Annotated in this window: 23 protein-coding genes and 2 tRNA genes; 12 read left to right on the plus strand and 13 right to left on the minus strand. The window is 68.2% G+C overall.

Translation table 11 applies throughout. The annotated features are described in order from the left end of the window. Positions 1-77 precede the first annotated feature (77 nt). Entirely contained in the window at positions 78-290 is a 213-nt protein-coding gene (locus tag N0B31_RS07140; protein WP_260595179.1) for a hypothetical protein, read from the minus strand. A 57-nt stretch (positions 291-347) separates the two neighbouring features. On the opposite strand from N0B31_RS07140, the gene N0B31_RS07145 reads away from it, so the two are divergent. Both N0B31_RS07145 and N0B31_RS07150 read left to right on the plus strand, forming a co-directional pair. Continuing rightward, the gene (locus N0B31_RS07145; protein WP_260595180.1) at positions 348-1079 is read left to right on the plus strand and encodes a hypothetical protein; all 732 of its coding nucleotides are present in this window, start codon (positions 348-350) and stop codon (positions 1077-1079) included. A 46-nt stretch (positions 1080-1125) separates the two neighbouring features. Continuing rightward, positions 1126-1210 (plus strand) — tRNA-Ser (locus N0B31_RS07150). A 217-nt stretch (positions 1211-1427) separates the two neighbouring features. On the opposite strand, the gene N0B31_RS07155 is transcribed toward N0B31_RS07150, so the two are convergent. Then, the gene (locus tag N0B31_RS07155; protein WP_260595181.1) at positions 1428-2078 is read right to left on the minus strand and encodes a helix-turn-helix domain-containing protein; all 651 of its coding nucleotides are present in this window, start codon (positions 2076-2078) and stop codon (positions 1428-1430) included. Between the two features lie 244 nt (positions 2079-2322). On the opposite strand from N0B31_RS07155, the gene N0B31_RS07160 reads away from it, so the two are divergent. Further along, the gene (locus N0B31_RS07160) at positions 2323-2631 is read left to right on the plus strand and encodes a DUF5785 family protein (RefSeq protein WP_260595182.1); all 309 of its coding nucleotides are present in this window, start codon (positions 2323-2325) and stop codon (positions 2629-2631) included. Between the two features lie 45 nt (positions 2632-2676). Then, entirely contained in the window at positions 2677-3873 is a 1197-nt protein-coding gene (locus N0B31_RS07165; protein ID WP_260595183.1) for an alpha/beta hydrolase family protein, read from the plus strand. A 26-nt stretch (positions 3874-3899) separates the two neighbouring features. Here the strand turns inward: N0B31_RS07165 and udk are convergent, their stop codons facing one another. Then, the gene (gene udk / locus N0B31_RS07170; protein ID WP_260595184.1) at positions 3900-4541 is read right to left on the minus strand and encodes a uridine kinase; all 642 of its coding nucleotides are present in this window, start codon (positions 4539-4541) and stop codon (positions 3900-3902) included. Positions 4542-4655: 114 nt separating this feature from the next. On the opposite strand from udk, the gene N0B31_RS07175 reads away from it, so the two are divergent. The 3 genes from N0B31_RS07175 (at position 4656) to N0B31_RS07185 (ending at position 7425) form a co-directional block, all read left to right on the plus strand. Continuing rightward, positions 4656-5417 (plus strand): GTP cyclohydrolase III, encoded by a 762-nt coding sequence (locus tag N0B31_RS07175; RefSeq protein WP_260595185.1) that lies wholly within the window; start codon positions 4656-4658, stop codon positions 5415-5417. Between the two features lie 84 nt (positions 5418-5501). After that, on the plus strand, positions 5502-6080 hold the full coding sequence (locus tag N0B31_RS07180; RefSeq protein WP_260595186.1) for a CBS domain-containing protein: 579 nt from the start codon (positions 5502-5504) through the stop codon (positions 6078-6080). 115 nt (positions 6081-6195) lie between these two features. Further along, positions 6196-7425 (plus strand): ABC transporter substrate-binding protein, encoded by a 1230-nt coding sequence (locus tag N0B31_RS07185; protein ID WP_260595187.1) that lies wholly within the window; start codon positions 6196-6198, stop codon positions 7423-7425. Positions 7426-7737: 312 nt separating this feature from the next. Here N0B31_RS07185 and N0B31_RS07190 read toward each other — a convergent pair whose 3' ends face one another. Genes N0B31_RS07190 through N0B31_RS07205 form a run of 4 tightly spaced genes read right to left on the minus strand, consistent with a single transcriptional unit; the run spans position 7738 to position 11882 of the window. Beyond that, complete coding sequence (locus N0B31_RS07190; RefSeq protein ID WP_260595188.1) at positions 7738-8493, minus strand: ABC transporter ATP-binding protein; 756 nt, start codon at positions 8491-8493, stop codon at positions 7738-7740. Beyond that, a complete protein-coding gene (locus tag N0B31_RS07195; RefSeq protein ID WP_260595189.1) occupies positions 8490-9377 on the minus strand; it encodes an ABC transporter ATP-binding protein in 888 nt (295 codons plus the stop codon). Before N0B31_RS07195 ends, N0B31_RS07190 begins: the two co-directional genes overlap by 4 nt. Beyond that, positions 9370-10689 (minus strand): branched-chain amino acid ABC transporter permease, encoded by a 1320-nt coding sequence (locus N0B31_RS07200; RefSeq protein ID WP_260595190.1) that lies wholly within the window; start codon positions 10687-10689, stop codon positions 9370-9372. Before N0B31_RS07200 ends, N0B31_RS07195 begins: the two co-directional genes overlap by 8 nt. Beyond that, on the minus strand, positions 10686-11882 hold the full coding sequence (locus N0B31_RS07205) for a branched-chain amino acid ABC transporter permease (RefSeq protein WP_260595191.1): 1197 nt from the start codon (positions 11880-11882) through the stop codon (positions 10686-10688). The genes N0B31_RS07200 and N0B31_RS07205 overlap by 4 nt, the downstream gene beginning before the upstream one ends. A gap of 178 nt (positions 11883-12060) precedes the next feature. On the opposite strand from N0B31_RS07205, the gene N0B31_RS07210 reads away from it, so the two are divergent. After that, positions 12061-13248, plus strand: a complete 1188-nt coding sequence (locus tag N0B31_RS07210) for a phosphoglycerate kinase (RefSeq protein WP_260595192.1) — start codon at positions 12061-12063, stop codon at positions 13246-13248. After that, the gene (locus tag N0B31_RS07215) at positions 13245-13694 is read left to right on the plus strand and encodes a GNAT family N-acetyltransferase (RefSeq protein WP_260595193.1); all 450 of its coding nucleotides are present in this window, start codon (positions 13245-13247) and stop codon (positions 13692-13694) included. The genes N0B31_RS07210 and N0B31_RS07215 overlap by 4 nt, the downstream gene beginning before the upstream one ends. A gap of 3 nt (positions 13695-13697) precedes the next feature. On the opposite strand, the gene N0B31_RS07220 is transcribed toward N0B31_RS07215, so the two are convergent. Genes N0B31_RS07220 through N0B31_RS07235 form a run of 4 tightly spaced genes read right to left on the minus strand, consistent with a single transcriptional unit; the run spans position 13698 to position 17096 of the window. Continuing rightward, entirely contained in the window at positions 13698-14252 is a 555-nt protein-coding gene (locus N0B31_RS07220; RefSeq protein ID WP_260595194.1) for a hypothetical protein, read from the minus strand. Next, positions 14245-15459 (minus strand): DUF5305 family protein, encoded by a 1215-nt coding sequence (locus N0B31_RS07225; protein WP_260595195.1) that lies wholly within the window; start codon positions 15457-15459, stop codon positions 14245-14247. The genes N0B31_RS07220 and N0B31_RS07225 overlap by 8 nt, the downstream gene beginning before the upstream one ends. Before the next feature lie 40 nt (positions 15460-15499). After that, positions 15500-16495, minus strand: a complete 996-nt coding sequence (locus tag N0B31_RS07230) for a signal peptidase I (RefSeq protein ID WP_260595196.1) — start codon at positions 16493-16495, stop codon at positions 15500-15502. Between the two features lie 19 nt (positions 16496-16514). Further along, a complete protein-coding gene (locus N0B31_RS07235) occupies positions 16515-17096 on the minus strand; it encodes a hypothetical protein (protein ID WP_260595197.1) in 582 nt (193 codons plus the stop codon). Between the two features lie 148 nt (positions 17097-17244). Here N0B31_RS07235 and N0B31_RS07240 point away from each other — a divergent pair. The 3 genes from N0B31_RS07240 (at position 17245) to N0B31_RS07250 (ending at position 19687) form a co-directional block, all read left to right on the plus strand. Then, positions 17245-17318: transfer RNA gene (locus tag N0B31_RS07240), tRNA-Thr, on the plus strand. A gap of 177 nt (positions 17319-17495) precedes the next feature. Continuing rightward, entirely contained in the window at positions 17496-18935 is a 1440-nt protein-coding gene (locus tag N0B31_RS07245) for an APC family permease (protein ID WP_260595198.1), read from the plus strand. Then, entirely contained in the window at positions 18935-19687 is a 753-nt protein-coding gene (locus N0B31_RS07250; protein ID WP_260595199.1) for a universal stress protein, read from the plus strand. Before N0B31_RS07245 ends, N0B31_RS07250 begins: the two co-directional genes overlap by 1 nt. Before the next feature lie 218 nt (positions 19688-19905). Here the strand turns inward: N0B31_RS07250 and N0B31_RS07255 are convergent, their stop codons facing one another. Beyond that, positions 19906-22299, minus strand: coding sequence for a DEAD/DEAH box helicase (locus tag N0B31_RS07255; protein ID WP_260595200.1), 2394 nt, complete (start codon positions 22297-22299; stop codon positions 19906-19908). Between the two features lie 3 nt (positions 22300-22302). Then, on the minus strand, positions 22303-22530 hold the full coding sequence (locus tag N0B31_RS07260) for a UPF0058 family protein (protein ID WP_260595201.1): 228 nt from the start codon (positions 22528-22530) through the stop codon (positions 22303-22305). Positions 22531-22536 lie beyond the last annotated feature (6 nt).

A 22536-nucleotide genomic window follows, 5' to 3' on the forward strand; every position in this document is an offset into this window, starting at 1 on the left:
TCAGCGAGCGGCGCTTTTTGAATCCAAAGTTTTGCGCGAGCGGTCGGCGAAGCCGACCCGAGCGGAAAAGTTTGGTCTCACCAATAGCCGCCACTCGCCAGCCACTCACGCGACCGCAGCCCCAGCACCGTGGCGGCGACGACGGCGACGACGACGAGCGCGACGACGACGATGGACGCCAGCGACCGGTAGCCGAGGATGGGACCGGTGACGAGCGAGACGAGCGAGCCGACGACGAAGGCGACGGCGACGAGCGTCGCCAGCGCCCCGAGGGGACGTGCGAGGTCCATACTGGCGACTCCCGGCCGAATCACATAACCCATACGGTAGCCCGGCGTACGGCAGCTATGACCGAGATCGCCGTGCTGGCCGACCCGCCACATCCGGGGGTCCTTCCCGAACTGGTCGAGACCGCACCCCTCTCCAGCGAGGAGGTACAGCACCTCTACACCGCGATGCTGCGGGACGTCTGCCGCGCCGCCGAGGACTCGGGAGGCGACCTGCTGGTGAACTACCGTCCGACCGACGCGGTGCCGGGCGTCGAGGACAGCGAGGCCGCCCTCCGAGAGGCACTGGACGGCGTCGTCGACGAGGCCCGTTACGAGGTGCAGGTCGGCGAGACGTTCGCGGGTCGGGTCGGGAACACCGTCACGCACCTGCTCGACCGGGAGGGGGTGGCGAGCGCGGCGGCGCTGGAGCCGACGGCGGCACTCCTCACGCGGCAGGTCGTCGACGAGGCGGCGATGAAACTCCGGTCGCGAGAGGTAGTGCTGGGGCCGGCCGCCGACGGCCGGGTCTACTACGCGGCGTTCACGGCCCCCGTCGACTTCGAGGCGGCCTACACCGCGCCCGCCGTCTCGACGCTCACCGACCGAGCGCTGGACGCCGGACTGGACGTGGACTTCCTGCGGACGCTCCCGGTGGTCGAGACGGGGACGGACCTCGCCGCAACGCTGGTCGCCGTGGACGCACGGGGGCGTGCGGGCCGGAGCGTCCCGATGTACCTCGTGGACGCCGTCGACGACCTCGGGTTGACGACGGCCGTGGACGAGGACGGGACGCCCACGCTGGTCCGGTAGGGCGACCGCAACCGATTTGGGCCGGGGCGGCGGAGTTCGTCGTGTTGGTGGGATGGCAGAGCGGCCCATTGCGCCGGTCTTGAAAACCGGTCCCCTCACGGGGTTCCTGGGTTCGAATCCCAGTCCCACCGTGAACCCAGCCCCGACAGCAGCAGGTGTGGACGGTGACTGGGCTCGAATCGGGGAAGGCGCGCGCAGCGAAGCGAGCACGTCCGACCGTGGTTCGAATCCCGGTCCCATCGTAGTGCTCCCGCAGAGTCGGTCGCGGCAGGGGCCGCGACCACACTCGTCGCTCGTAGGGGGTGGACAACGGGGAAAGCAAGGTCGGGACGGAAGGAGAACGGTGCGTCACTGGACGAGTCCGCTGACGACGCGGGACTCGGCCTTGCGAAGGTGCTCGTCGACGGTCGAGGGGGCACACCCGAGGCAGTTGGCGATGTCCTTGTGAGTGGCCCGTCGGGGGACGTCGTAGTAGCCCTCCTCGACAGCCGTCTCGAACACCTCGAGCTGGCGGTCGGTGAGCGGCGAGAGGAGGTCCTCGCCGCCGGGGACGTACGGGCCGGCGTTGTCGACGGTGAAGTGGAGTTCCTTCGGGAGCGTGCCCAGCGCCTCGCGCAGGTTGCCGTGGGTGCCGACGAGCGTGGCGCGCAGACCGTCCTCGGTGAACACGAGCGGGGTGTCGATGATGAGCGCGTTCTGGTGGGCGATACCGAGCAGGGCGCTCCCCTCCTCGGCCGAACAGGTCTGGATGAACGCGTGGAACCCACCCTCCTCGACGTCGACGACCTCGTGGTCCGTGATGTGCTCGTGCGCGGTCAGCGCCTCGTCGAACGCCTCGCGGTCGCCCTCCATCCGGTAGAGGAGTACCGTGGTGCCGTCGTTGCGGGCGTCGACGTGGAGCAATTCCTCGCGGGTGGCGGCAGCGTGGTCCGCGATGAACTCGTCGACGGGGTGGATGGCGCGTTCGGTCGGCGTCAGCGTGAGTTTCAGGTACTGCATCTTGTATCCCCGGTGCGTCCCGGTTACCAGCACCGAGGGGGATGTGCGTAAAATAGAAATTGACAGAACCGTCCAAAAGTCAGGTAGCGGCCCCCTATCGGCTGTTTACGAGATGCAATCGAAACTCGAGCACGTCCTGTCGTGGTTTAGTCCCCCGGCAGGCGCCGGTTCGGACGACGGTCGCGCGAGAGCGTGCCACGGGTGTAACGGAACGCCTTTGGGTCGGCCACTCGCACGCTGGTGTATGACCGACTGGCCGCACGACCCCGACGGTGAGGAGGGGAGCGAGGGCATGCGCAAGTACGGGATGGCCATCCTGGCGAAGAAACTCGACGAGGAGGAGGACTTCCCGCTGAAGGCCGCCGACTACGTCGAGAACTACGGCGACCATCCCGTCCGCCTGAACTACGAGACGGTCGTCTCTGTCGCGGACATCTTCGAGTACGTCGATGAAGACGAGTTCGACGAGATGGTCGAGTTCCACAAGGCGATGGGCCGGGCGATGCGCCGCGGTGGCATCTGGGACGTGATGCCCGAGGACATCCCGAAGTAACCCCGGCGAACACACACTTTTGCTGTCCGTCGTCGAGAGACCGCCATGCGCGTCCAGTTCGACGGCCGGGCGTTCGACTACCAGACGCTCCGTGCGCTCGCGTACACGACCTACGGCGGAGCCGAACCCGGCGAGGTGTTCGTCACCACGGCGCGAATCTCCGGGGGTGACACCGAGGCGTGGCACACCGAGTGGCGGACCACCGCCGAACGCGTCGAGCGGTCGGCCTCGCGCGCGGCCGACGCCGGCCACGACCGGACCGCCCGCGGCGCCTTCCTCCGCGCACACACCTACTACCGGACGGCCGAGTTCTTCCTCGCGAGGGACGACCCACGACGGCGGCCGGCGTACGAACGTTCGCGTGAGTGCTTCCGCGCGGCGCTCGATCGACTCGACACGCCCGTCGAGCGCCTCGACGTCCCGTACGAGGACACCGAACTCCCCGGCTACCTGTTCCGGCCGGCGGCCCCGGGCGACCCGGACGGCCCGCAGCCGACGGTGGTCTGTCTCGGGGGCTTCGACTCGCTGGCAGAGGAACTCTACTTCCTCTGTGGCGTCCCCGAAGCACTGGCACGCGGCTACGCCATCGTCCTGTTCGAGGGACCGGGACAGGGCGCCCCGCTCCGCGAGGAGGGACGCACCGCGCGCCCGGACTGGGAGCACGTCGTCGGTCCCGTCCTCGACCACCTCGAGGGTCGGCGGGGCATCGACACCGGGCGACTCGGGCTCGTCGGTGTGAGTTTCGGGGGCTACTACGCGCCCCGCGCGGCCGCCTTCGACGACCGTATCGGGGCCGTCGTCGCGTTCGACCACATGCACGACCTCTGGCGGGCCTCGGCGGCCGAGAGCCCACTCCTCGCGCGGCTGTTCGCCCGACTGCCGGACGCGGTGGTCGACGCGGCGGCGGCGCTGGGCGAGCGGACGAGCGTCGAGTCGCGGTGGCTGATGGAGAACTCCCGGTGGGTGTTCGGCGTCGAGACGGCGGCGGAACTCCAGCGGACCCTCCGGACGTACTCACTGACCGACGTGGCCGACCGCATCGAGTGTCCGACGCTCGTCCTCGCGGGCGAGGACGACCACTTCGTCCCGCTCTCGCTGGCCTCGGAGTTCGAGTCGCTCGTGAGCGGCCCGACCACGCTCCGCGTCTTCACCACGGAGGAGGGCGCCGGTGAACACTGCCAGCTGGGGAACCTCGCGCTCGCGCACGGGGAACTGTACGACTGGCTGGACGGGGTCCTCTAAACGACTGGCTGAACGGGGGCCTGCAGTCACTCGGAGAACGGCTCGGGGGGTTCGCCCTCCTCGACGACGCCCAGCACCCGGTCGCGGAGGAGGTCCACGGCCCGGTCGTTCGCGCCCTCGGGGATGATGAGGTCTGCCTCCTTCTTGGTCGGGCGGACGAACCGTTCGTGCATCGGTTTGACCGTCGAGAGGTACTGGTCCATGACGCCCTCGAGGTCGCGTCCGCGGTCGACCACGTCGCGGCGGATGCGCCGGAGGATGCGCACGTCCGCGTCCGTCTCGACGTAGAGTTTGAGGTCCAGCATCTCCGCGACGACGTCGTCGTGGAGTGCGAGGATACCTTCGACGACCAGGACGTCCCCGGGGTCGACCGTGACCCGCTCCTCCTCGCGGTTGTGGACCGTGAAGTCGTACTGGGGCATCTCGACGGTGCGGCCCTCGCAGAGTGCGCTCACCTGTTCGCGCACGAGCGGCCAGTCGAACGCGTCCGGGTGGTCGTAGTTCACCTCGCGGCGCTCCTCGAGGGGTTGCCCCGATCGGTCGCGGTAGTAGTTGTCGAGGGGGACGAGCGTCACCGAGTCGACGCCCGTGGTGAGTTCCCGGGCGACGGTGGTCTTGCCCGCGCCGGTGCCGCCGGCGATGGCCATCACGAAGGAGGGGACGGGCATCGACGGAGACTGGGTGGGGTCCCACTTGAACTGTCCGAACCGTCCCCGTCCCACCACCCCGTCACAGAACTGAGAACGATAACGCCCTTAACGGACAGCCCCGAATCGCCAGCCGTGACGAACACGCAGGTGACCCTCGTCCAGATAGACAACTACGGGCCGTGGACGGTCACGCCCGAACCGCGCCGCGAGGTGGACCTCCAGACGCTCCAGTCGCGGCTCTACGCCGACCTCTCGCAGCTCGTGGGGAACCGCGAGGGGTACGTCTTCTTCACCCGCTTCGACAACATGATCGCGGTGACGAACGGGCTGGACACGGCCGCCCACTCGCTCATCCAGGAGTCGGTCCGGAACCGCTACCCGGTCACGGTCTCGTTCGGCATCGGCGTCCACGAGTCGCCAGCCGTCGCACTCGGACAGGCCACCGACCACCTGCAGGACGCGGGCAGCGCACAGGATTCGGGCCGCACGGAGATCCTCCGCGGGGAGCCGCTCCCCGAGTCCGCACGCACCGAGGAGGACGTCTCACTCGCGCACTTCGACGTGAACGACGCCACGGGGAAGTACACCGACCAGCTCAACGAGTTCGACACGTTCATCCACATCGAGCAGGGGTACGCCGAGCTGATGCGGTACATGCGTCGGGCACACGACGCGCTCTCGTTCTTCGTCGGCGGCGACAACGTCATCGCCGTCTGTCCGGACATCACGGCCGAGGAGTACGCGGACGCCTGCGAACACGTCCGCGAGGCCGTCGGCGTCGACCTGAAGGTCGGTGTCGGCACAGCCCGGACCGCACAGGACGCCGGCATGGCCGCGAAGCACGCGCTGGAGCGCTGTCGCCGCGAGGGGACTGCCGTCGAGTTCGACCGCTGAGAGACGCGAATCGTGAGATACGTTCGCACGACCCATAAGGCTGCCGCAGGTAACTTTTAGCCCGGCAGTGACAATGTATCGCACATGAACGCAGACGTCACCGTGCGAGACGTGATGAGCCACGAGTTCGTCGGGGTGAGCGAGTCGGACGACGTGCGCTCGACGGCCGCCCTGATGCTCGCCGAGGACGTCGACTGTGTCGTCGTCCTCCGGGGACGCGAGCCGGTGGGGTTGCTCACCGAGCGCGAGGTGCTGTCGGTCATCGCCGACGGGGACTCCCCCGCGGAGACCACGGTGGGGTCGGTGATGCGGGAGGCAGCCGAGTCCATCGAGCCGACCGCCGGACTGGCCGCCGCGCTCGACATCATGGCGACGGCCGACGAGCGCCGACTGCTCGTGGACGACGGCGAACTCCGTGGGTTGCTCACGGAACACGACCTGCTGGCCGCGACGGCGCTGGAGCGCTACGAAGAGCCGGAGGGGGCGGCACGGGTGGCGCTCAACGGGTCGGAACCGCCGTACGAGACGGCGACGTTCGACGAGACGGCGGAGCCGGACCTGGCCATCTCCGACCAGAGCATCTGTCAGGAGTGTGGCGCACTCGCGCGTGACCTGGCCGAGGTGGACGGCCAGATGCTCTGTGCGGACTGCCGTGACGTCTGACGGGGGCAGATACGCCGAGCGTCGCGAAAGACCGGCCCTGAACGGCCAACGACCCCTCTCCGAGCGCACGCGTCGGGTCAGGTTTATGAGTGACGGGGGTTAACGCCAGTTTGGTATGCCAAGAAAACTCACCCGCCGCGACGCGCTGAAGGGCGCTGCTGCGGCTGGGACGGTGGGGCTGGCGGGTTGTCTCGACAGTATCACGGGCGGTGGCGGTGGGAGCCGAACTATCCAGCAGGGTATCCTCATGCCGGAGACGGGTGACCTGGCTTCGGTCGGTACCCCCATCCGCGACGGGGCGACGCTCCCGATCAAGCAGCTGCAGGACGCCGACACCGGCTTCAGTTACGACTTCCAGGTCGGTGACACGCAGACGAACCCGCAGGCCGGTATCTCCGCCGCGGAGAACCTCGTCAACGCGGGCTACCCCGCCATCACGGGGCCGGCCTCGTCCGGTGTGAACCTGCAGGTGACCCAGCAGGTGCTCATCCCGAACCAGGTCGTCGGCTGCTCGCCGTCCTCGACCTCGCCCTCGGTGACGACGCTGGACGACGACGACTACGTGTTCCGCACGCCGCCGAGCGACGCCCTGCAGGGGCGCGTCATCGCACAGGTCGGTGCCGAGAACCTCGGCGCCTCCACGGCGTCCACGCTGTTCGTCAACAACGACTACGGGCAGGCACTCTCCGACGCCTTCACCGAGGCCTTCGGCGGTGAGGTCCAGGAGGCCGTCGCGTTCGAGAAGGAGCAGAACTCCTACACCTCGCGGCTGGAGTCGGCACTCGCCGGCAGCCCCGACATGCTGGTCATCATCGGCTACCCGGCCTCGGGTATCCAGATGTTCCGCGACTACTACGCGGACTTCGACACCGGCACGGACATCGTCGTGACGGACGGCCTGAAGGACCCGACGCTCCCCGGCGAGGTCGGCAACAACATGGAGAACGTCATCGGCACGGCCCCGACCGCGGCGGGCCCGGGGCAGGAGTTCTTCAACAGTTCCTACCAGGAGGAGTACGGCGAGGAACCCGGCGTGTTCACGTCGCAGGCGTTCGACGCCACCGCGGTCTGTGTGCTCGCGAACATCGCGGGCGGCGAGAACAGCGGGACGGCCGTGCGCGACAACATGCGCACCGTCGCCAACCCCGAGGGCGAGGAGTTCGGCCCGGAGACGCTGGCCGACGCCGTCGAGGCGGTCGCCGCGGGCGACGACATCAACTACGCCGGCGCCTCCTCGTCCGTCAACTTCGACGAGAACGGGGACATGGAGTCGGTCACCTACGAGATCTTCGGGTTCACGTCCGACGGCGTGGAGACCCAGGAGACCATCCAGTTCGGCGGCTGAACTGGGGACCGACACTCGAACACCCGATTTCTTTCGCGCGCTCGATAGGGGAGCGGTGCGTGTGTCCACTGGCCACCGCCCCCACGAACGGCGAGCCGTGTCGGCTCGACAGTCTCGTGAGTGAAGCGAACGAGACCTCGTCGGAGCTTGCTAAGACGGCGGGGGCGACCGCCCGCTCGCTGGGCGGGACAGTTGGACCGTGAGTCGCGCGCCGCTCGGCGGCAGAGACCACCCAGCCGTGAACCCGCCGCTCACAGTCGTGTGTAGAAGAACCGAGGAGAGACCGGAGACCGAATCGCTCGTTCAGGCCCTCTAGCCGCCGAGGAAATCCTGTCGGACCTGCTCGTCGGCCAGCAGCGCGTCCCCGCTGTCGACGTAGCGGTTCTGCCCGTCGACGAGGACGTAACCGCGGTCACACCGGCGAAGCGCCTCCTTGGCGTTCTGCTCGACCATCAGGACGGCCGTGCCGGCGTCGTTGATGCGGTCGATGCGGTCGAACATCTCGTCGACGAGGTCCGGCGCGAGGCCGGCAGAGGGTTCGTCGAGCATCAGCAGGTCCGGGTCGAGCATCAGGGCCCGGCCCATCGCCAGCATCTGTCGCTGGCCACCCGAGAGCGTGCCGGCCTTCTGGCCCGAGCGCTCCCTGAGGATGGGGAACCGTTCGTACGTCCGTTCGAGAGCCTCGTCCGGGAACTCGTCGAGGATGTAGGCACCCATCTCGAGGTTCTCCTCGACGGTCAGCCCCGCGAACACGTTCTCGTTCTGGGGGACGTAGCCCAAGCCGTAGTGGATGATGTCCTCGGGGTCCTTCCCGGCGATGCTCTCGCCGCCGAAGTCGATGTGGCCGGCCATGTAGTTCGTCAGGCCGAAGATGGACTTCATCACGGTCGACTTGCCGGCCCCGTTCGGACCGACGATGGTGACGTACTCCTCCTCGGAGACGAACAGGTCGACGTCGGTGAGAATCTGCAGGTCGCCGTAGCCCGCGTCGAGCGACCGGACCGAGAGCAGCGCCTCCGCGGCCGTCTCGGCGTCGTACTCGGTCCCGGCGCGTGCGCCCTGACTCATATGTCCTCACCCAGGTAGGCCTCGATGACCTGTTCGTTGTTCCGGATGTCCTCGGGGGCGCCCTCGGCGAGGACCGTCCCCTGGTGCATGACGATGACGTGTTCGCAGTTGTTCATGATGACGTCCATGTCGTGTTCCACGAGGAGGAAGGTGTAGCCCTCCTCGCGGAGTTCGTGGATGCGTTCGAGTAGCTTCTCCTCCAGCGTCGGGTTGACACCGGCGAGCGGTTCGTCGAGCAGGACCATCTCCGGGTCGGTCATCAGCGCGCGGGCCATCTCCAGCAGTTTCCGCTGGCCACCGGAGAGGTTCCCCGCGTACTCGCCCGCGAGGTGGTCGATCTCGAAGAACTCCAGCATCTCCCAGACCCGCTCGCGGAGCTCCGTCTCCTGTTCGACCACGTCGTCGCGCAGTCCAGGGAGCACGGACCGGACCATCGACTCGCCCAGCTGTCCGCGGGGGGCGAGCATCAGGTTCTCGAGGACGGTCATCTCCTCGAGTTCGCGGGCGATCTGGAAGGTCCGCACGAGGCCACGGTTGGCGATCTGGTGCGGTTCCAGGCCGGTGATGTCCTCGTCCTTGAAGTAGACGTTCCCGCTCGTCGGCGTGTGGACGCCGGTGATACAGTTGAACGTCGTGGACTTGCCGGCCCCGTTCGGGCCGATGAGCCCCGTGAGCGACCCCTCCTCGACCGAGAAGGTGGTGTCGTCGACGGCCGTGATGCCGCCGAACGTCTTGCGGAGGTTCTGCACCCGCAGCGGCAGGGACCGTGGGGTGGTCTTGGCGGCCTCCTCGACCTCCGAGTCGGCCTCCTCCGGTTCGACGTCCGGGACCTCGGCGTCCTCCGGGATGTTGGCGTCGGCCGGACTGGTGCTACTGTCACTCATCGCGCTCACCTCCTTCGCCGCCGTCGGCCACAGTGGCACCGGACCCCGGCGGCTTCGACGAGCGTTCGAGGAGGTTCACCGCAGCGGCGTCCTCCTTGCGGTGACCGAGGAGACCGTCCGGCCGGTTGTGCATGAGGTAGACGAGCAACACCCCGATGAGGACGAAGCGGAGCGACGAGATGTTCTGCAGCGTGTAGGCGACGAACTCGTCCAGCCCCGCGAGCGCGCCGAGGAAGTCCCCCGGCGCGCTCCCGCTGGAACCGAAGTTCTGACTGAGGAACTGCGGCAGGTAGAACAGCAGCGAGGAGAACACCATCCCCCCCAGCAGGGCGCCGGTGTTCGACCCGGCGCCGCCGATGATGAGCGCAATGAAGATGAAGAACGTGATGTTCGGCCGGAACGAGAGGTCGTTGACGAACCCCGAGCGACCGATCCAGAGGTAGCCCGCCAGCCCCATCAGCGCACAGCCGACGGCGAACACCTTCAGTTTGAACACGCGCGTGTCCTTGCCGAGCGAGGAGGCGACGAGTTCGTCCTCGCGGATGGCCTTCAGCACCCGCCCGAACGGGGAGTTCCCGATGCGGACGAGCAGCCAGTAGAACGCCGCCGCGAACAGGATGAGTACCACGAGGTAGACGAGGCCGCTCATGACCGGCTTAGCGATGCCGAGCGCCTGTCCGACGTCGACGAGCGCCTCGCCGCCGGGCACGTTGTCGAGCACCCAGCCGCCGAGACTCCCCGGTGCCGGGTAGCTGATGCCCCGACCACCGCCGGTACCGAGCGTGACACCGAAGATGGTGAACTCGGCGAGCGTGCCGGACTTCACCGCGAGGCGGATGATCTCCGAGAGCGCCACCGTGACGATGGCGAGGTAGTCCGCGCGCAGGCGCAGCGCCGGCAGCGCGGTCAGCAGGCCGACGAGTGCGGCCGCGAACATCCCGCCGAGGATGGCGATGGGGATGGGCAGGCCGAGCCCCGCGCCGGGCGAGGCCTCGGGCGGGGCCGAGAGGATGGCCGTGGTGTAGGTACCGACGGCCATGAAGCCGGCCACGCCGATGTTGAACAGGCCCGTGTACCCCCAGTGGAGGTTCAGCGCGAGGACGAGCATCCCGTAGCCCGCCGCGAACACGGTCGCCGCCCGGAGCGTGTTGACGATGCCGCCCAAGCCGAAGCCGGCGACGAGACTGAACACGATGAGCAGGAGGTAGATACCACCCATCGTGCCCGCGATCATCCGGGCGTCGTTGCCCCCGAAGACGTCGACGAGCAGGTTCCGGACCCGGTCGGTCAGCCCAGCACTCTGCGCGCTCATGCGGTGGTCACCCCCCCGAACAGCCCCTCGGGACGGACGAGCAGGACGATGATGAGGGCGGCGAACGCCGCCGCCTTCGTCAGGCCGCTCGGCAGCCAGATGATGGCCATCGAGTCGACGAGACCGATGATGACGCCACCGGCCATCGCGCCGTAGATGGAGCCGATACCACCGAGGATGACCGCCGCGAAGACGAACAGCAGCAGAATCCAGCCGAACGAGAACGACATCGTCCCGCTCTCGAGGACGATGAGGAAGCCGGCGATGCCGGTGAGCGCCCCGCCGAGAATCCACGTCAGCCGGATGACGCGCTCGGTCGGGATACCGGTGACACGAGCGAGCGGCTTGTTGTCAGCCATCGCACGCATCGCCTTCCCGAGCTTCGAGCGCTGCAGGAAGAAGTGCATCCCGAGCATCAGTCCCGCCGCGGTGAGCGCGAGCGCCAGCCCGTGGAACGTGAGGCTGACGAGCACCTGACTCCCGGCGCTCGCGAACGGCAGGTCCACGAAGAACGGCAGGTCCGCCACCGAGGCGAGGTCACCGATGCGCTGGTCGGCGCCGATGACCCCGAACCCGGAGACCCCGTTCACGCTGAGGAACGCCACCTTGGGGACCGGCGCGGTGATACCCTTCACACCGGTGCCGTAGACGAACGCGAGGAGGTACCGGAGTGCCAGCGCCACCCCGATGGAGGCGATGAGCAGTGAGATGCCCCCCGACTCGCGCATCGGCCGGTAGACGATACGGTCGAGGAGGAGCGAGAGGACGACGGCCCCGGCCCCCGCCGCCAGCGCGCCGACGACGATGACGCCGAACGCGTTGGCGATGGAGAGCCCGGGGTCGGCCGTCAGCAGGAAGAGGCTCCCGACCCCCGCGGTGCCGAACCCCCCGACGACGTATGCGATCGACCAGCCGGTGAACGCGCCGACGGTGATGGTGTCGCCGTGCGCGAAGTTCGCGAAGTTGAGGATACTGTACGTCATCGACAGCCCGATGCCGGCGAGCCCGTAGGCGAGTCCGATGACCACCCCCTCCAGTACGACGCTCGCGATGAACTGGAAGGTGAGTCCCCCACCGAGGAACTGGCGGACCACGTCCACGAGCAGGACGAGGGCGAGGAGGCTCACCAGGAGCACATCGAGACGGTCGCCCACGAGTGAGCGGCCGCGTGAAAGTTGTTCAGCTACACCCATGACTGTGGTTCACGCGCTCAGTCCGGACCCACGGATAAATAAACCTGCGTTCGTGCGCTTCGGATTTCGGACACGTTGGACGGTGTGAGCCGACGAATCCGCGCCCTGTCGGCCCATCGATACGACGTGGCCAGCCAACAGGGAAACCTCTTTGCTCCGTCCCCCTGCAGGCTCGAACATGATACGGACGCTGTCGGACCTCGACGCCTCGGGCGCGGCCGTCGGGGTACGCGTGGACATCAACAGTCCACTAGGTGACGGCGGACTTGCCGACGACGCACGCATCCGCGCCCACCTCGACACGCTCTCGGAACTGCTCGAACGGGACGCCCGTGTCGCCATCCTCGCCCACCAGGGCCGACCGGGCGGTGACGACTTCGCCGATCTCTCGGCCCACGCCGAACGGCTCGACGAACTCCTCGACGGGTCGGTTGGCTACTGCGACGCCACGTTCTCCGCGGACGCCCGTGCGGAGGTCCGGGCGCTCGCCCTCGGCGAGGCCGTCGTCCTCGAGAACACGCGGTTCTACTCCGAGGAGTACATGGAGTTCGACCCGGCCGACGCCGCCGACACCTTCCTCGTCCGACGGCTCGCGCCCGTCTTCGACGCCTACGTCAACGACGCGTTCGCCGCCGCCCACCGCTCGCAACCGTCGCTCGTCGGGTTCCCGGCCCGCCTCCCCGCCTACGCCGGTCGGGTGATGGAGCGTGAACTCGACGTCCTGGGGAACGTCTCCGAGTCCCCCACCCCCCGCGTCTACCTGCTCGGCGGCGCGAAGGTAGACGACTCGCTCACTGTCGCCCGGAGCGTCCTCGAACGCGGGCTCGCGGACGACATCCTCGCCGCCGGGATCGTCGGCAACGCCTTCCTCCTCGCCTCCGGCGTCCGCCTCGGTGCCGCCAGCGCCGCCGTCGTCAACGAACGCTCCTCCGAGGCCGTCCAGCAGGCCGGCGAACTGCTCGACGACTTCGGCGCGCGAATCCACCTGCCCCGCGACGTTGCCGTCGAGCGCGGCGGCGAACGTGTCGAACTCGACGTCGACGACCTCCCGACGACGGAGGCCGCGATGGACGTCGGCGCCAAGACGGTGAGCCACTTCGCCGAACTGCTGGAGGAGGCCGGGACCGCGGTGCTGAACGGGCCGGCGGGCGTGTTCGAGGACGAGAACTTCGCGTTCGGCACGCGCGAACTCTACGAGTCGGCGACCCGTGCCGAGCACAGCATCGTCGGCGGTGGTGACACCGCGGCCGCGCTCCGCCGCCTCGGCATCGAGGGGTTCAGCCACGTCTCGACGGGCGGTGGCGCCTGCCTCAGCATGCTGACCGGTGACACTCTCCCGGCCGTCGACGCGCTCGACCAGCAGTGATCGAACGGGGCCGGACGACCGACGCGGACGTCCTCGCGGACCTCTGGGTCGACCTCGCCACCGACCAGCTCGCCCACGGCTCACACCTCCTGCCGGCCGAGAACCGCGAGAACATCCGCGAATCGCTCCTCCGCCACGCCGTCGCCGGGACGCTGTTCGTCGCCGGCGAGGGCGACGCCATCGTCGGGTTCGTCACCTGCTCGGTGGAGACGGGCGGATACGAGCAGGACGAACGACGGGGGATGGTCGAGAACCTCTACGTCGTCCCCGAGCGCCGCGACGACGGGATCGGGACGGCCCTGCTGGAGCGCGCGGAGGCGGCGCTGCGAGAACGTGGCTGTACGGTCGTGGCGCTCGACGTGATGGCGACGAACGAGGACGCACGGCGGTTCTACGAGCGACACGGGTACGACCCGCATCGGGTGGAGTTGGAGAAGGAGTTGTAGTCTTCAGGAACAGCCCGCAGCGTTTCCGCCACTTTTCTCACAAGCCGGGTTATCACCGCTTCCCGGTCCCTTACCATCCGGTGGACCCTGTCCTGCCACGATGTCCACGGTCGGTGTCTTCTCCCAGTCGAAATCGGGGCTCTGGACAGTCATGTCGTACGGGCGGTCGCCCTTGGCGGCGTTGTTCGTGACGTTCACTCGTATCTCCACCGTGGACGAACCGTCGACCGTCGTACGGAGAGTTTCATCACTGCTGGTCGTCGTAACCGTCTGCTCGGGACCGGGACTAAACGACCAGTCTGTCCCGGAGATCCGGACCTCGAGTTCGACGCTGTTTCCGGTCGGATTCGTCACTTCCGTCAAAAGAGCGTCGTTGCTCCCCTTGCGTATCTCTCCTGTCTTGTCTAGACTCACGATTCCATCCGCATCGTCCACCACGTCCAGTCCGGCCTGCCTGTCGGCCGTGAACGACAGCGACCCGGCCGAGGACACGACGGACACCGACAGCACGACCGCCAGTATCACCAGCGGAATCCGGAGTCGGCCGAGACTACGCACCGTCCTCACCCCCGTCTTCCTCCCCGAAGTCGAACCCGAACGTGAAGTCCTCGCCGTCGTCGGACGTGGTGGAGACGGACACCGATTCGCTCAACTCGGCGGAGCGACGCTGGAACGCCTCGTCCTCCGGGACCTCCGTCTTGAATCCGAAGGCGCTCGCGAGCGTGTCCTGGGGGTCCCAGGTGCTCCCTGGGCCGCGACAGTAGTACGTGACGTCCCCGTCGAGGTAGGCGACGATGTCGGTGGTGTCGCAGTGGACCAGTCCACCCCGGTTGTTCATCGACATCTTCACCAGTTCTGGCACGTCGTCGATGGGAATCGTCTCCTCTGACTCGTGGTTGACGAGCGACCCGGCCGAGATCCACTCGCTGTACCGTCTGAGGGTCCGTTCCCACTCCCCGACCGTCGTCCGTTCGATACTGGTCCCGAGCACGGAGTCACGGTCGCGGAGCCAGAGGAACGTGCCGCCGAGTGCCAGCAGAGCCACCCCGGCACCGTACCGGAGCCACGGCACCGGCCCCATCCGTTCGGTCGTGACCGTCCGTGTCGTCGCGAAGGTCTGCGTCGGCGTCGGCTCCTCGGCACCCAGCGAGAACAGCGACCCACCGGCCAGTTCGAGCGGGATGCGCCGGACTCGGGTCCGAGACTCACCGGTGACCGGGTCCTCGAACTCGACCGTCGCGACAAGCGCCATCTGGATGTCGCTCCGACCACCGAGTTCCGAGCGCAACCGGTCGCGTCGGTCGACGAGTGCGCTCGCGTTCAGTGTGCCCGCCGTCTCGACGGCAGCCCCCTCGTCGAAGGTGGTACGGTCGAGGGGCGTGCGTCGGTTCCAGAACACCTCTTCGTCTCGGAGTGCGCGCGTTTCGAGCCAGAGTCGCTGTTCGGCGGCCGAGACGCGCTGGTCGAAGCGGGTCTGGACGGCCACGGACACCTCGGGCGACGCCCGGACGACGTACGTCGACTCGTTTCGGAGTCGCGTCCCCTCGTCGTAGAGGTCGCTCTCGCCGGTCACCGTCGCCGTCGTGGCGTACGTCGTCGTCGCCGACACGGTCGGGACCTCCTGGCGCTGGGTCACCTCCTCCATCGGGTCCGAGAGGTGGGTGTAGCCGGTCACGCCCGTGACCGCCACCCCGAGCAACAGGAACGCCACGCCGAGGTGGAGCGCGACCGGCCTGAGACGGCTCAGGAGCGACCAGACGTCCATCAGCGTCTCACCTCACTCGACGGCAGTGTTCGTTCACGGCTCATCGTGCGTCACTCCGTGCGTTGATTATCCAGGATATCGGGACCTCGACCGGCAGGAGGAACCGTGAGAGCAGGTAGATGGGGACCGTCACGGCCGCGACCGACGCGGTGATGGCGGCCATCGGATGCAAGTCGTACAGCGCGGCGGCCACCGGCCGCGGCAGCGTCGTCGGGACGTTGTCGGTCTGGAGTCCGACCGCGTGGGGACCGGTCGACTGCAGCGGCCCCACCCTGAGCGTCACCGTCGTCACCGTGCTGTCGGTGCTCGCCCCGGCCACCGCGGCGCCCGTCGCGTCGACGAACCGGTAGCTGTACGCCGGGCGGACCGCCTCCAGCGTGACCTCCCGTTCGACGACGCGCTCCACCGGGACGAGTGGCCCCTCGGCGCTCTCGGCCTCGGTCGCGGTGTAGACCACCTCGTTCGAGGCACCGACGGCGACGACACCGACGACACCGCCGATGGTTCCCAGGAGGAAGATGACCGCGAGCGCCTGCCCGTACGTGACGTGCGGGACGCGCGTGGGCGAGGGGCGTCCGGACGCCACCGCGTCGTAGCCGAGTGCCAGCAACACGAGGCCAAGCAACGGCACCCGGACGTCCGAACTCAATCGAGCGAGGCCCCCCGCGGCCGGAACGACGAGTGGGTTCCCACCGACCGACGGGACGACACCCACGACGTTCTCGCTCGTGACGGGTGGGGCACCCGCCGCCTGGTCCGTGCTCGGGTTCGCGTCGCCACGGGTCACGTACGCGCCACTGGCCGTCGTCCCGACGACCCGGTGCGTGACGAGTCGCGTCCCGTCGTCGGTCTGCTGTCGGAAGGTGACGATGTCCCCCACCTCCAACTCGCCGTCGACGAGGACGAACGCGTCGCCGGTGGTGAGTGTCGGGTTCATGCTGTCGGAGGTGACGGTGCCGACGGTGACGCCGAAGTAGGTAGTCGCCGCTATCGCCGCGGCGAGTAGCGCTAATACCAGGAGCGTCGATCGAACCAATATCTTGCCAGGCCCCGAGTTACGAACTAGGGTTTAGCGTTATCGTGAGGTCGCCGGTGAGGTCTTCCGTGCTGGAGAGGCCATTCGTGTCGACACGTAGCGCGACGGAGAACAGCGTCGAGTTCGCAATCCCAGTCAAACTCAGTGTACCGGTTTCCGTGACCGTGTACTCGTTGGAGCCGTCCGATATCTTGAATTGAACGTTGGCATCGGCATCCCCACCATCTGTTCCAGTCAGATTATAGCTGATGTCGATATCCTGATTATCGGTAGCATTGTGCTGGAAGGTGAACGCTGGCGTGCTCGTTGGGTCGCTAAACGTCCCCACATCCAGTTGAGAGCCTACATTGACACCCGCCGCTTTATTACTATCGATCGCATTCCCGATAGCGATATCCAACTCGTCGTTGGTGTTGGTCGAGACGATGTTGCTGGTTCCTGGGCTGAGAGTCAGAAATGCGCTCGCACTCCCGTCACCCTCAACACCAATTGATGCCTCACGCGTCAGCGTGAAACTGTTGTACGCCGCCGCGGTCAGCCCGGACGGGACGAGCACTGCACCACTGGCACCGAGGCCGTACAGGAGCTTTCTTCGTCGCATGAACCTCTCTACACCGAGAAATCACATATAACTCAGTCAGACACTTCACGTTCTGAAAACACCCTAACATATTGCGGCGCTCTAGCACGGTCTGGCCGTGCCGGAAGCGATAGGCCTTAGCCACACCCTCTGCTACCACCGAATGCGCGCCAAGGGAGCTTGGGCGGTTCAAGTGCTCGACTTGTAATCGAGAATTCGTGGGTTCGAATCCCACCCTTGGCTTGCGAGGGTCGAGCGCCAGCGAGACCCTCGATGTCACGAACGGCGAGCGGAGCGAGCCGTGAGTCTGCTGCGAGCGCTAGCGAGCAGAGAGCCACGCGTGGGATTCGAAGCCCACCATCTAGCGACCCACCCACACACTTTTGCCCACGGTCTGAAACCCACACGACAGGACCAACCATGGGAGCGACGCAGGAGACGGCGGCCGGGGAGGGGACGAACCGTGCCGGCGAGTCACCGGAGGTCGAGAGCCAGCCGACGACGGTCACCGAGGAGACGTCCGTCACCGAGGAGGGGACGGAACTGGAGCGGTCCATCGGCCTCGTCGGGGGCCTCTCCATCGGCGTGGGGACGATGATCGGCGCCGGGATCTTCGTGTTTCCGGGGCTGGCGGCCGGCCGGGCCGGACCCGCCGCGGCGGGGTCGTTCGCCATCGGCGCCGTGGTGGCGCTGCTGGTCGCGCTCCCGACCTCGGAGTTGGCGACGGCGATGCCGAAGTCGGGCGGGGGGTACTACTTCGTCTCGCGGGCGCTCGGCGCACTACCGGGAGCGGTGGTGGGGCTGAGCATCTGGCTGGGGCTGGTGTTCGCGACGGCGTTCTACCTCGTCGGGTTCGGCAACTACGCGGCGGCGGTCTTGGCCGAGGCGGGGGTGTCGGTCGGCGCTTCGGGCGTCGTCGTCCCGCTGGCGCTCGTCTCGGCCGTGTTGCTCACCGCGCTGAACCTCGTGGGGACGGAGAACGCCGCGCGCCTCCAGAACTACGTCGTCGGCCTGCTGTTGACCATCCTCGTGTTCTTCCTCGGGTACGGCGGACTGGACGCGCTGGGCGTGTTCGGCCGCACGAGGGTGCCCGAGCAGTTCCTCCCGTTCGGACCGATGCCGATGTTCACCACCGCGGCGCTCGTGTTCACCTCGTACCTCGGGTTCGCACAGGTGGCGACCGTCGCGGGCGACATCAAGCAGCCGGGACGGAACCTCCCGCTGGCGATGGTGGGGTCGGTGCTCCTCGTCGGCGTGCTGTACGTCTCGACCATCTTCGTCGCCACCAGCGCGTTCGCGGCGTCGACGCTCTCCGGGTTCGGCGAGACGGCCATCGTCGAGGTGGCCCGCGCGTTCGGCGGCGGCTCCGGCGCCATCGCCATCCTCGTCGCGGGGTTGCTGGCGACGCTGTCGAGCGCGAACGCTTCCGTCCTCGCCACGTCGCGGGCGCTGTTCGCGGTCAGCAAGGACGCCGTCGTCCCACGCCGCGCCAGTCGGATGAACCTCCGATACGGGACGCCGCACGTCGCGCTCGTGCTGGGCGCGGGGCCGGTGCTGGTGCTGGTGTCGCTGAACCGCGTGGAGGTGCTGGCGGAGGTGGCCTCGTTCCTCCACCTCGTGATGTACGGACTGATGTGCGTGGCGCTGATCGTGATGCGGCGCGACGAACCGGAGTGGTACGACCCGGCGTTCCGGGTCCCCGCCTACCCGGTGGTGGCAGGTCTCGGTGCCGTGGCGAGCTTCGGCCTGCTCGCGTTCATGCAGTTGACCTCGCAGGTGGTCGGCGTCGTGGTGATGCTCGCGGCGGCCGGGTGGTACCGCTACTACGCGAACGACGTCTCGCTGAAGGGGGTGATCTGATGGCCAACGGCCCAGAGGGTGACCTCTCCATCCGCGAACCGCCGAAGGTGCTCGTCCCCGTGCGGGTCCTGGAGGGGCAGACACTCCCGGCGTCGCTGGTCGAGTTCCTCGCGCCGGCGGACGTGGTGGTGCTCGGCTACCACGTCCTGCCCGAACAGACGCCGACCGAGCAGGCGAGCATGCAGTACGAGGAGCGCGCGCAGTCCGCCGTCGAGGACATCGTCACCGAGTTCCGGGAGGCCGGGCGCGAGCCCGAGACGCGCGTCGTCTTCACCCACGACCGGGACCAGACGGTCGACCGGGTCGCCGCGGAGGTGGACGCCACGGCCGTGCTGTTGCCGAACCCGACCGGTGAGATAACGGACGTGCTGGTGGCTCTGCGTGGCGTCGTCGACACCGGCCGGCTCGCGGACCTCGTCGCGACGCTCCTCCACGGTGGCGAGGGGCGGGTGACGCTGTGGGGGCTCGACACCGGCGGGTCGTTCGAGGCCGACGCGGCCGTCGAACACGCCCGTGACACGCTGGAGCGCCGTGGACTCGGGGCCGACCGTATCACGGGCGAGACGACGCAGACCGAACAGCCCGTCGTGGACATCGTCGGCCGCTCGGCCGCGTTCGACGTGGTTGTGATGGGCGAGGGTGGCGAGGGGCTCCTCTCGGTCCTGCTGGGTGAGGACGCCGAGCGGGTCGCAGAGGGCGCCGTCGCGCCGGTGCTGGTCGTCCGCCCACGACCGGACCCGACGGCGGAGTGACGCCTCTCGGGCGGCAGCGGACACCCGAGCGATGGGGCGTACGCTCGGGAGGTTGGAGATGCCGGCGCAACTGGTGCATCAGGCTTGGAATTGATTACCCCGTTCCGCCGGCAACAGGAAACGAGTCGGTGTCCGTTAAAGCTCTTTTGTCATCGGGTCGGTTGGTACTGGCCCTCACGGTGACAGAAAACGGGTTTCCGCGTCGACAGGAACGGTCGTCAGTCGAGGAGCCCATCCAGCAACTGGACCGCGAGTCGCTCGTCGAGCGGGTCGTTCGCGTTCCCACAGTGGGGTGACTGGACGCAGGCCGGGCACCCCGATTCGCAGGGGCACTCGCGTATCATCTCGCGGGTCGTCTCCATCAGGGCCTCGACGTCCTCGTAGCCCGACCGGGCGAGGCCGACGCCGCCGGGGTAGCCGTCGTAGATGAATATCGTCGGGACGCCGGTGTGTGGGTGCATCGGCGTGGACAGCCCGCCCACGTCGCGCCGGTCGCAGAGCACCGTCGTCGGAAACATCGCTATCATCCCGTGTTCGGCGGCGTGGATGCCGCCGTCGAAGTCCCCGCTGGCTGCCACGCTGTCGCGCTCGCCGTCGTCGTGCGCGCTCTCACGCATCGCCGACTCCACGTCGGCCGGGACGGTGAAGTAGAGGCCGCGGGTCCGCAGGCTCGTCTCGGGGACGTCGAGTTCCTCCTCGCCGATGGTCTGGCCGGTGCGGGCGTCCTTGCGCTCGAATCCGGTTATCTGCTTGCGCATCGTCACCTCGGCGAACCGGACCGGCACGTCGTCGCGGGTCGCCAGCCGCTTGCCCGTCAGGTCCCGTTCGACGGTGATGGTCTTGTCGTGGAGCGTCCTGGTGTAGTAGTCCGCCCACGTCGGCTCGAGTTCGGCGACCCGCTGGTCGAGGTTCAGGTCGCGTACCTCGTACTTGCGGCCCTGGTGGTGGTAGACGGCCCCGCGGTGGGCGTCGCGCAGGGCGTCCTCGAACGGGAGTTCGGCGACCACCTCGTCGCGTCGCGTGTCGAGCAGGCGGATCGAGCGGTCGTCGATGGTCCGGAGGTGCACGTCCTGCTGTGGGGCGCCGTCCGTCGTCCACCGGGTGCCGTCGGCCGTGGAGCGCCGCTGGAGGTCACCGGTCGACTCCAGGTGGCTCACGAGGTCGGGGAACGACTCCCCGAACCACCGCTCGTCGTCGGTCGAGAGCCAGTTCTCGCTGGCCGCCGAGCGCACGTGGCCGGGCGCGAGCTGGTCGTTCTCCGGGTTCGTCACCGCCCGTTCGGGGTCGCCCTCGAAGAACGCGTCCGGGTGGCGCATGAAGTACTGGTCCAGCTGGTCCTCGCCGCCGACGAGGACGACGAGCGCTGGGTCCGTGCCACGGCCGGCGCGTCCGGCCTGCTGGAACGCGCTCATCCGCGTGCCGGGGTAGCCGTCCAGTATCACGCAGTCCAGCCCGCCGATGTCGACGCCGAGTTCGAGGGCGTTCGTCGACCACACCCCACGCGTCTCGCCCGACTTCAGCCCTGCCTCGATCTCCGCACGCCGCTCGTCCGTCAGCGCCGCCTGATACGCCCCGACGCCCCGTGCGGCCTCGTGAGCGCCGCGTTTGCGGAGTTCGTCGGCGCTGTCCGTGGCGTAGCGTTCGGCGGTCTGGCGCGACCGGCAGAACACGACCGTCTGGTAGCCACGTTCGACGAGGTCCACGAACAGGCGCTTCGACTCCGTGTGCGAGGAGCGACGCCGACCCGTCCCCTCGTTCCCCTCGTGTTCCGGCGGGTTCCAGAACAGCCAGTGACGCGGCCCGGTCGCGGAGGTGTCCGTCTCCACCGAGACGAACGACTCGGCGGGCTGGGCGGTGACCGTCGCGGCGTGTTCGACCGGATTCCGGATCGTGGCCGAGCAGCAGACGTACTCGGGGGCGGCCCCGAACCGCTCGGCGACGCGGCCGAGGCGACGCAGCACGAGCGAGACGTGCGACCCGAACACGCCGCGGTAGGCGTGGACCTCGTCGACCACCACGGTCGAGAGCCGCTCGAAGAACCAGTCCCAGAGCCGGTGGGCGTGGGGCAGGATGCCGTAGTGCAGCATGTCCGGAGTCACGAGCAGCACGGTGGGCTGGCGCTCTCGGATGGCGGCCTTCTCCGAGCGACTCTGTCGGCCCGTGTACTGCGCGACCTGCACGCCCGACCCGAAGCCGAGCGCGTCGGCGAGGCCGGAGAGCGTCTCCTCCTGATCGTTGACGAGCGCGACCTGCGGGGCGACGTAGAGCGCCGTCCCGAGAGTGCTCCCGTCGTCGGCACGCTCGGCTGCCGCCGGGTCGTGCGCGGTCGCACCCATCGCCCGCTCGAAGGCAGGGACGGTGTACGCGAGGCTCTTGCCGCTGGCGGTGGGGGTCGAGAGGACGACGTTCCGCCCCGCCCGGACCGCCTCGACCGCCCGGTGCTGGTGCGCGTAGAGCCGGTCGATACCGCGGTCGGCGAGCGCCGACGCCAGCCGTGACTCGAGGGGTATCTCGTCCCCGAACGCGGCCGCTCGCCCGGCTACGATCTCGTGTGTCTGGAGCTGGTCGTCGAAGTAGGGTCGGTCACGCAGCCACTCGACGGTCTCGTCCACGCCTCAGTCCGCACGCAGGCGGGGCGGCACGCCACCCATCTCCTCGGCCATCGCACCCGCGAGAGCGAACACCGCCGCCTCGTGTTCGGGCTTGCCGCGGTGGATGGAAGTCGGCTTGACGTCCATCGCGTCGTACTCGGGGGCGGGGATGGGCTGGCCCGTGGCCTGCTCGTAGAACTCGCGTAGCTCCGCGAGGAGCCCGTGAACGTAGACGAGTTCCTGTTTTCTCATGTGGTA

Source organism: Salinirubellus salinus (genome assembly GCF_025231485.1).
Taxonomy (GTDB): Archaea; Halobacteriota; Halobacteria; order Halobacteriales; family Haloarculaceae; genus Salinirubellus; species Salinirubellus salinus.